Genomic DNA, 8,427 nt, shown 5'->3' with positions numbered 1-8,427 from the left:
CATCTTGCTCGCGTTTGTCAGCGAGCAAGATGCTCGCACTACTCTAGATTATCAAAATGAATTTATAAAATGGTATGGTTATTTACGCCATGCAGCACTAGAGTGAATAATACCTAGCATATAAGTATTTTGTTGAGTATTACCTACTTTACAGATAGCGATATTTCTTGCAAAATCAAATTGTATTTCTAGAGATTGAGGCGATATCTCATTTTATGAGCTATTGTACAACACATTTCCTTTAAGCATTAATTCCTTTTCTTTCTTCTCTTTCTTCTCTTGGCGTCTTGGCGGTTAATTAAAATAATTACTACAAATACAGCGTTTTATCTTAAACATTGATGGTGCGTTGCGCTACGCGACAACACACCCTACTAGCTACTGATATGTCAATCGTATATTTTACCTAAATTGGCACTTTGCCCTGATAGAAACAGTCAATATGATTTAGATAGCTGGAAATTAAAAAACTTAATTTTATGAAAAACTTAGCAAAATTAGCTACTCTTGGGGTAATTATATCGCCCTTAGTAGCAGCAGGAATAATTTCAACTACGGCAAAAGCACAGCAAGAATCGCCTCCTGGCCCCCTTGCAGCGCCTAATGTGACATTAAATATACAAAGTAGCGCTGGTAATTGTCCAAAAACCGTTGGCTTGTGGTGGTTAATCTTACCTTATGAAGGTGGTGCAGAACATACAGTTATTGCAGATACGAGAGTATTTGCTGATTCTGCCAAGTTAGTATCATCGACTAAGCAGTCTGTAGAATTTGTTTCACCATTACGCAGTGATTATGCTTCTTGCGTTGGTAAAACCCAAAGTCAAGAATATAACTTCTACAGCGTGCAATTTAAGAACAAACAAGCCTATTTTCGAGTAGATTTGCGCAAAATTAATGCACCTGCTAAGGAAATCACCTATAAAACTGTAACCGCTTCTCGGCCTTATGTGCGCTGGGCGATCGCGGACTAAGATCATCTCAACTAATCAATCTCTTTTCCCAGTCAACTGTCAACTGTCAACGCTTTCTTCCAGATAGCATCAGGTTTATGACTTTAGTAATGGTTGATTCATGACTTTTGTCTGTATGATTCTTTGGTGAAAACAGCTTTAATTACAGATGTAAGGGCTAAACGCGGCTACTACTTAATAATGGGTCAGGACGTTATCAAGTAGTAGCTGTTAATCCCTTGGTTAAAGCTAGTTTACTCCTCATTGCCGCTATAGTTGCCATACTCACAGCTATATCAGCAGAATCAACAATCATTTCTCATTGATTTTCTCTAGGGGCTGCGTATGTAGCTTCTTTTTTTTGGGCATTGGGCATTGGGCATTGGGCATTGTTAGAGACGCGATGAATCGCGTCTGTACAATAAGGGACTTCCAAAAAATAAATTACCCATATTTCGTAGTGCGAGCAGCGTTCGACTGAGCGCTCACGCCGAAGTCTTGCACGATGAATGAACACCAGCGAGCGAGACGCTCGCACTACAAATTTATTTATTGGGTATTTAAAAAATTGGAAGTCCCTAATCGATGCATTTGCCAGTGGTGTGACAGAGGTAACCGCTAAATTTCTTGTAAAATGACAGCGACACAACCTTTCACAGGAGATACAAGTGAGTATTTATCTCGATTCGGCAGTTGTCGCTGAAGCTCAAGCTGCAAAAGAATTAGGCTGGGTAAAAGGGATTACAACTAACCCTACTCTGTTAGCGAAAAGCGATTTACCTGTAGAGACTACGCTGAAACGATTGACACAATTGACTACAGGCCCAGTATTTTATCAACTGATGTCCTCAGATTTTGATGAAATGTTAGCCGAAGGGCGAGCAGCTTTTGACATCATAGGTAAGCAAACTGTACTCAAGATTCCCGCATCTATGGTAGGGTTTCAAGTAGTTGCAGCATTATTCGGAGAAATTTCCTGCGCGGTGACAGGAATATATAGTGGTTCCCAAGCAGCAGTGGCTAAAGAAGCGGGTGCAAAATATGCGATCGCTTATGTGAATCGAGCTACTAAACTTTTAGGTGATGGCATTGCTTTAGTTAAGCAAATGTCTAGTGTAGTTGCTGGTAGCAATACAGAAATTATGGCAGCTAGCATTAAATCACCAGAAGAAGCAGTAGCATCTCTCCAAGCTGGCGCACAACATCTCACCTTACCTTTAGCTATGTTGCAAGCCATGACTACCCACGAACTCTCACTGCAAACCATTGATGAGTTTAACAAAAATGGTCGCGGTCTTTGGGTATCTTGTCATCTATAAGGTTATTGGAGACGCGATGAATCGCGTCTGTACAATTGTCTGTTTTTCCTAGCCCCTACTAAAGCAATGTCACAAAAAATCACAGCCGTATTTGATGGCAAAGTTTTTTATCCTACTGAACCGCTAGCTTTACCAGCTAATACTCGCGTGCGGTTGAGTATTGAAGTGTTACCGGCACAGAAGCAAGAAAGTGTATCGTTTTTAGCGACTGCGCGATCGCTCCATCTTTCGGGGCCAGTTGATTGGTCTAGTAAAATTGATAAAAATTGACGAAAATTGACAAAAATTTAGAAATACTAGTAACTTTTAGCATCTACAGCATGAGGTCAGAAGTCTTTTTAGATACAACATTTGCGATCGCTTTATCTACACCCCAAGATAACTTGCATCGGCGTGCTGTTCAATTGTCTGAACTTTTAGAAACAGCAGGCACGCGCTTAGTCACAACGCAAGCTATATTGTTAGAAATTGGCAATCTTTTATCTAAACAACCATTGCGTCATGGCGCAGTTACTTTATTAAATGCCCTAGCAGCAGACTCTAAGGTAGAAATTGTCCCTTTATCTCAAGAACTGTTTGAAAAAGCTTTTCAGCTATATTGCGATCGCTCTGAGAAAGAATGGAAATTTATTGATTGCGTATCTTTTATAGTTATGCAATATAGTGGCATTACAGAAGCTTTAACAGCCAACGAACATTTTCAACAAGCTGGATTTCGAGCCTTATTAAGAGAAGAACAAAACTAAATAGTAAAAATACTTATTGAAGCCTGAAGTTAATTTTTGTGTGTGGCGATCGCGTGTTTTTTTGATGGTAATATAGTAGCCCCAATTTGGAATTTTACTAGTTCACAAATTGCCAAAATCACTTGTGCATACTTTTGAGGATTTAACCGATATTTTTTAAGGATTATCTCCCACAAAAATGCTCTTGGCAAAACAATCCTGAAGATTTACTTTATATATTGTCGCTCAAGCATAAATATAATGTATGACTTATTTTGCTGACAATTAACCTGTATTTATCCTCACTTAATATCATAAGTGATTATACTAGTTTAAGAGCAAAGGTTAGGCTATATAGCCAGATTCTTAGCCGACTAGGTTCATTTACTTGATGTGAGAAAAACAAAGGCAAAGTCTAGAACCTAGCTATAGTTGGAAGTTTGGGCATTTAATTCTCATCCAAAGCCTCAAATATTTTGGTGAATTTTGTTTCTTTAGCACTTTTGATTAATTTAAAAAACTATCTTTAGATAGATGAAATTCGATTCTTGAGTCTGCCAGATTAAAAACATTCAATCCACTTAAACGCTCACTGGAGATGAGTTTTCGGTTCGGTTCACCTAAATTGCGCAAGTCTGCGGCAAGGCGGGTGACAGTCATTGCAGATATCGAGGAAAAATTGGTTTTCCCATATCTACAAAGTGGAGTCCACGTGACAAGGACTTTTGACCGCTGAACCCTACACATTATGAAAATCGCACAAATCGCACCCCTGTGGGAACAAGTTCCGCCTGTTACCTATGGAGGAACTGAGTTAGTTGTGAGTCGTTTGACCGATGAACTGGTACGTAGAGGTCACGAAGTCACGCTATTCGCTTCGGGTGATTCCCAAACTCTAGCTCGTTTAGAAGCTGGGAGTCCGCGTGCATTACGCTTGGCTAACGATATCCAAGAACCGATGATGTACGAGATCATGCATGTTGGTAATGTTTATCAACGCGCTAACGAATTCGATATTATTCATTCCCACGTAGGGGTTTGGTCTTTGCCTTTAGCTAGTGTGGTCTCAACACCAACAGTGCATACCTTACATGGTATCTTTACTCGCGATAACAACAAAGTTTTTCGCCAGTACAGCACGCAACCATACATTAGCATTAGTGATGCCCAACGTCTGTTAAACATTAATTATGCGGCTACAGTCTATAATGGCATCAGCGTTGAGAAGTTCCCCTTCTTTGCAGAACCGCAAGATCCGCCATATTTGGCATTTTTAGGACGCTTCTCCCCTGAAAAAGGGCCGCAACACGCTATAGCTATTGCTAAAAAAACCGGTTGGCGCTTGAAGATGGCTGGTAAAGTTGATGTGGTAGATAAGGAGTTCTTTGAAAAAGAAGTTGCTCCTCATATCGACGGTAAGCAAATCGAGTTTCTCGGTGAAGTGAACCACGATCAAAAAGCCGAACTTTTAGGTAACGCAGCAATTACTCTGTTCCCCATTACCTGGTGCGAACCTTTTGGATTGGTAATGGCTGAATCTATGGCGACAGGTACACCAGTCATCGCCATGAATATGGGTTCTGTTTCAGAAGTAATTGCGAATGGCGAGACAGGTTATGTTTGCCAAAGTTACGATGAAATGGCGGCGATGATTCCCAAAGCCTTAAAACTCAATCGCCAAAAATGCCGCGAACACGTAGAAAATAGATTTAGCGTTACCCAAATGGTTAACGGCTATGAAGCAGTCTACGAGAAACTGGTTGGCGATCGCAACTGGCGTCATTGGTTCAACTCTGCAATCAGAAATTCTTTGGAATCTCTAACATCTTTGACCAAATAATTACTAATTTGGATTTTCACTTAATGGGATAGACAAAGAGGTTTTAGGTCTTCAATTTGTAAATAATTTACTGATGCTCCCTAAATCTGGGAGCCTTTTACTTTGGCGACCGATTTAGATGGGAAATGTGGCTGAAATTGGCTCATTACGAAATAGCATTACATCAGAATGATTAAGTGCTTTATCAATAGCAGTGTAAAGTTCATTTTTGGTGATTGGTTTAATTAAATAGGTAAAAGAATAAGTACGTTGTGCGCGGTTTTTAGTATTTTGGTCAGCGAATCCTGTAATATAAATAATCGGAATCTGCAAATTGTGCCAAATTTCTTCTGCTGCTTGAATACCGTCAATTTCACCATAAAGTCGAATATTCATCAGAATTAAATTTGGTTGTAATTGATATGCTTTTTTAATCGCTAATTCTCCTGAATTAGCAATATCTATGACTGTATAACCCCAACATTCTAAAATATCCTGCATGTTGAGAGCGAGGCTATAATCATCTTCAACTATCATAATTTTAACTTGATTATTAATTTCTGTATTTAAGAGTAAGTTCATCATATTTATACTCCTGATTTGGCAAATTTATATTGACAGAGAAAGTCTATAATTGAAAAATTGGTAGAGAATCCCACCCCAAAATTTGAGAAATCCGATCGGACAGCGTTAGTGGATTAAAAGGTTTGAGAATTACACCTGAAATTGCATATTTTTGCAGAAATTCTGGCTCTAACCATCGCGCTGCAGCGCTCAACAGCACTACAGGAATTGCTTGGGTTTCTGGATGATTTCTGAGTTGATTCATAAATTTAAAATAATCCATACAGTGCATTGATAAGTCCATCACAATCGCATCAGGATGGTTAAACAAAGCTTGTTGGAATCCTTCAACCAAAGAATTAGCAATTACTACATTCCATCCACCTAAATCTGTGAGACATAGTTCCACAAGCTCTCGCACATTGAGTTCATCGTCAATGAGTAAGATAGTTTTATTGGACATTATTAACTACCTCTAATGTCCGCATTGAAAAATACTCTAGTAATAAACATTGATAACGATTGATTAATTTAATTAGCCAGAATGCATTCACAAAAATTTAATTTGTGACAAATATTTCTCAGCTGCGTTTTGATTTACGCATCAATAGGGTTGTAAAATATCACAAGTATAAAGTATTTATACGTAATTTTACGGTCAGTAAAAGTTGGAGTGAAGATAAAGCAGCCTTAAGAAATGTTGAAAATGGGTGAATTTGAAAATTTTTCATATATCCTGCTGGTGTTATCAGGGATTTTTATTACACCAGCAAGGTAAATGACAAAAATAAAGAACTGATAAAAACCGCAATTTTATTACAAAATTTAACAATAACTCTAGTGAGAAATACTTGATTAGTCAGTAGACGCGATTAATCGCGTCTCTACAATTGTCATTTGTCCCCCTTGTCTCTCTTGTCTGCCTTGTCTCCTGCTTCCTCTACTTCAACTATTGGCAGTGTGAAGAAAAATGTGCTGCCGACACCAAGGGTACTCTCAGCCCAGATTTTGCCACCATGTTGATCGATGATGGTACGACAGATGGCTAATCCTAAGCCTGTACCGCCTTTGAGGCGAGAGTCGGAGACATCTACTTGCTGAAATCGTTGAAAGATGGTTTCTAATTTGTCTGCGGGAATACCTCTACCGCGATCGCTAATACTAAATAATACCCTATTCGTTTGCTGTTCCACCTTGATAGTAATAGTGGAATCAGCAGGAGAGAATTTTAAGGCGTTACTTAAAAGATTTGTGAGGGTTTGAATTAAAGCATCGGCGGCAGCCCAAACTTTAGTATCTGTAGAATGAATATTAAAAGCAATATTTTGCTGTTTAGCTATCGCTTGCACTCCGGCTACTGCTTGTTCAATTAAATCGGCGGCGGTGCAGATGCTTCGTTTTAAAACAACTCTGCCTGAATCTAAGCGTTCTAAATCTAAAATATCATTCACTAAACGCACCAAGCGATCGCTTTCGCTGGCTGCAATATCAATCATTCGCTGGAATTTTTCCGGTTTTTGATCGTAGATCCCACTTTGCAATAAGCCCATCGAGGCGCGAATTGAGGTTAAAGGTGTACGCAGTTCGTGACTGACAATGCCGATAAACTCACTCTTCATTTGCTCAATTTTTTCCTCTTCGGTAATATCTTCTGCTAGCCCAGCAAGGCGAATAATTTCCCCAAGTTCATTTTTGATCGCAAATGAGCGATCGCGAATCCAACGAATCGAACCATCAGGGCGGATAATGCGATATTTTTTCTCAAAATTCCCGGCTTTCAGCTGTTCTACCATTTCCAGTTGCACGCGATCGCGATCCTCCGGATGCACTGCGTCTAACCAAGCGTAAACATCTTGATAAAGTTCTGCACAACTGCGTTGCCAAATGCTTTCATAGGCTTTACTTACATAGAGCAGTTGTTTATAGTCAATATCTGTCATCCAAAATACTGCTTGGATATTGTCTGCTAACTGGCGAAACTTTTCTTCACTTTCGCGCAAAGCATCCTCAATATGTTTGCGAGCGGTAATATCTTGCTGAACAGCTACTAAAACATGGCCATATTCAGGATGCTGAAATACAGAAGTTGTCGCACTACACCAAAATGGCGTCCCATCTTTTTTGACATTGTGGACTTCATAGGTGGCTTCACCCTGTTGTAATACAGCAGAACAAATTGCTTGATTAACTTGTTCTGCCATTTCTGGGTTGTTAGCATAATTAATGATAGAAACATGTTGATCATTCAGTTCGCCATAGTCATAACCAAACATCTGCTCAAATTTAGGATTGGCATAAACAATTAAGCCATCACTAGCACTAACTAAACAGACTCCTTCCGCCATATTACGGGTAATAACAGCTTGCAGTTCCAGCATTTGTTGAGCTTGTTGCTGCTGGATAATTGTTTTTGATAAGCGATCGCTTGTTTCTTGGAGTTGTTGTTTAATTTTTTGTGTACTTTGGCGAAAATAGTTAGTTAGCAGGTTAATAGTTAAACCCACTACGAGAAAAATTTCTAACTCTAATACATCCCCTGTTTGAGCTATTTGCAATCCATGAATAGGAGAAATTAAAAAATGATTACTTGCTAGGCCAGAAAAGATGACTGTAACTATCCCCGAACGCCAGCCACCATACCAACTACTGATAATAATACTTATATAGAAAACAGCACCAACAGTATGAGCAAGGAGCATTTCTAGCCCCAGTGATAGCAACAGAGCGATCGCAGTTGCGCCAATCGCAATCCCGTAGGGTAACAATTGCCGATAATTTTTCATTTTTCCTGACCTCTGCTGGCTCTACCTGCTTGTAACCGCGATCGCACTTGTTGAATATAATTTTGTCATCAGGTTATAAGTTCCGGCCCCTGTACCGGCTTGCTATCAAATCATTACTCCAGCCGCAAAAGCTTGCTGAAGAGACTCTGCATTAGTATAGGCTGTCACGACCAAAATCAGTAAATCTCCTCGCTAGGCATCTTGAATCGTGGCGTGACACAAGTTTCAGCCGTTAATATTCAGCTACATTTTTGGTTGACTGAC

Annotated in this window: 8 protein-coding genes; 5 read left to right on the top strand and 3 right to left on the bottom strand. The window is 39.4% G+C overall.

Going from position 1 to position 8,427, the window contains the following annotated elements:
* The first annotated feature begins 479 nt into the window (after nt 1-479).
* The 5 genes from AACW45_RS32745 to AACW45_RS32725 all read left to right on the top strand — a co-directional run bounded on the left by AACW45_RS32745 (nt 480) and on the right by AACW45_RS32725 (nt 4,837).
* The gene (locus AACW45_RS32745; RefSeq protein ID WP_190637277.1) at nt 480-974 is read left to right on the top strand and encodes a hypothetical protein; all 495 of its coding nucleotides are present in this window, start codon (nt 480-482) and stop codon (nt 972-974) included.
* A 647-nt stretch (nt 975-1,621) separates the two neighbouring features.
* A complete protein-coding gene (locus AACW45_RS32740; RefSeq protein ID WP_190637275.1) occupies nt 1,622-2,272 on the top strand; it encodes a transaldolase family protein in 651 nt (216 codons plus the stop codon).
* Between the two features lie 66 nt (nt 2,273-2,338).
* On the top strand, nt 2,339-2,542 hold the full coding sequence (locus AACW45_RS32735) for an antitoxin AF2212-like protein (RefSeq protein WP_096642515.1): 204 nt from the start codon (nt 2,339-2,341) through the stop codon (nt 2,540-2,542).
* A 50-nt stretch (nt 2,543-2,592) separates the two neighbouring features.
* Complete coding sequence (locus AACW45_RS32730; protein ID WP_190637285.1) at nt 2,593-3,018, top strand: type II toxin-antitoxin system VapC family toxin; 426 nt, start codon at nt 2,593-2,595, stop codon at nt 3,016-3,018.
* Nucleotides 3,019-3,745: 727 nt separating this feature from the next.
* Nucleotides 3,746-4,837: a glycosyltransferase family 4 protein gene (locus AACW45_RS32725; RefSeq protein WP_190637273.1), complete on the top strand. Its 1,092-nt coding sequence runs from the start codon at nt 3,746-3,748 to the stop codon at nt 4,835-4,837.
* A gap of 114 nt (nt 4,838-4,951) precedes the next feature.
* On the opposite strand, the gene AACW45_RS32720 is transcribed toward AACW45_RS32725, so the two are convergent.
* The 3 genes from AACW45_RS32720 to AACW45_RS32710 all read right to left on the bottom strand — a co-directional run bounded on the left by AACW45_RS32720 (nt 4,952) and on the right by AACW45_RS32710 (nt 8,163).
* Nucleotides 4,952-5,401: a response regulator gene (locus tag AACW45_RS32720; RefSeq protein WP_242045612.1), complete on the bottom strand. Its 450-nt coding sequence runs from the start codon at nt 5,399-5,401 to the stop codon at nt 4,952-4,954.
* A 43-nt stretch (nt 5,402-5,444) separates the two neighbouring features.
* Nucleotides 5,445-5,843, bottom strand: coding sequence for a response regulator (locus tag AACW45_RS32715; RefSeq protein WP_190637272.1), 399 nt, complete (start codon nt 5,841-5,843; stop codon nt 5,445-5,447).
* Nucleotides 5,844-6,273: 430 nt separating this feature from the next.
* A complete protein-coding gene (locus AACW45_RS32710; RefSeq protein ID WP_190637270.1) occupies nt 6,274-8,163 on the bottom strand; it encodes an ATP-binding protein in 1,890 nt (629 codons plus the stop codon).
* Between the last annotated feature and the right edge of the window lie 264 nt (nt 8,164-8,427).

This window comes from Calothrix sp. FACHB-168 (genome assembly GCF_963889195.1).
Classification (GTDB): domain Bacteria; phylum Cyanobacteriota; class Cyanobacteriia; order Cyanobacteriales; family Nostocaceae; genus Aulosira; species Aulosira anomala_A.
This window is presented reverse-complemented; position numbering and strand designations above follow the sequence as displayed.

Excerpts from the sequence above, each read along its gene's own strand:
- AACW45_RS32745 (WP_190637277.1), top strand. The coding sequence starts at position 480 with ATGAAAAACTTAGCAAAATTAGCTACTCTTGGGGTAATTATATCGCCC.
- AACW45_RS32735 (WP_096642515.1), top strand. The coding sequence starts at position 2,339 with ATGTCACAAAAAATCACAGCCGTATTTGATGGCAAAGTTTTTTATCCT.
- AACW45_RS32730 (WP_190637285.1), top strand. The coding sequence starts at position 2,593 with ATGAGGTCAGAAGTCTTTTTAGATACAACATTTGCGATCGCTTTATCT.
- AACW45_RS32725 (WP_190637273.1), top strand. The coding sequence starts at position 3,746 with ATGAAAATCGCACAAATCGCACCCCTGTGGGAACAAGTTCCGCCTGTT.
- AACW45_RS32720 (WP_242045612.1), bottom strand. The coding sequence starts at position 5,401 with ATGATGAACTTACTCTTAAATACAGAAATTAATAATCAAGTTAAAATT.
- AACW45_RS32715 (WP_190637272.1), bottom strand. The coding sequence starts at position 5,843 with ATGTCCAATAAAACTATCTTACTCATTGACGATGAACTCAATGTGCGA.
- AACW45_RS32710 (WP_190637270.1), bottom strand. The coding sequence starts at position 8,163 with ATGAAAAATTATCGGCAATTGTTACCCTACGGGATTGCGATTGGCGCA.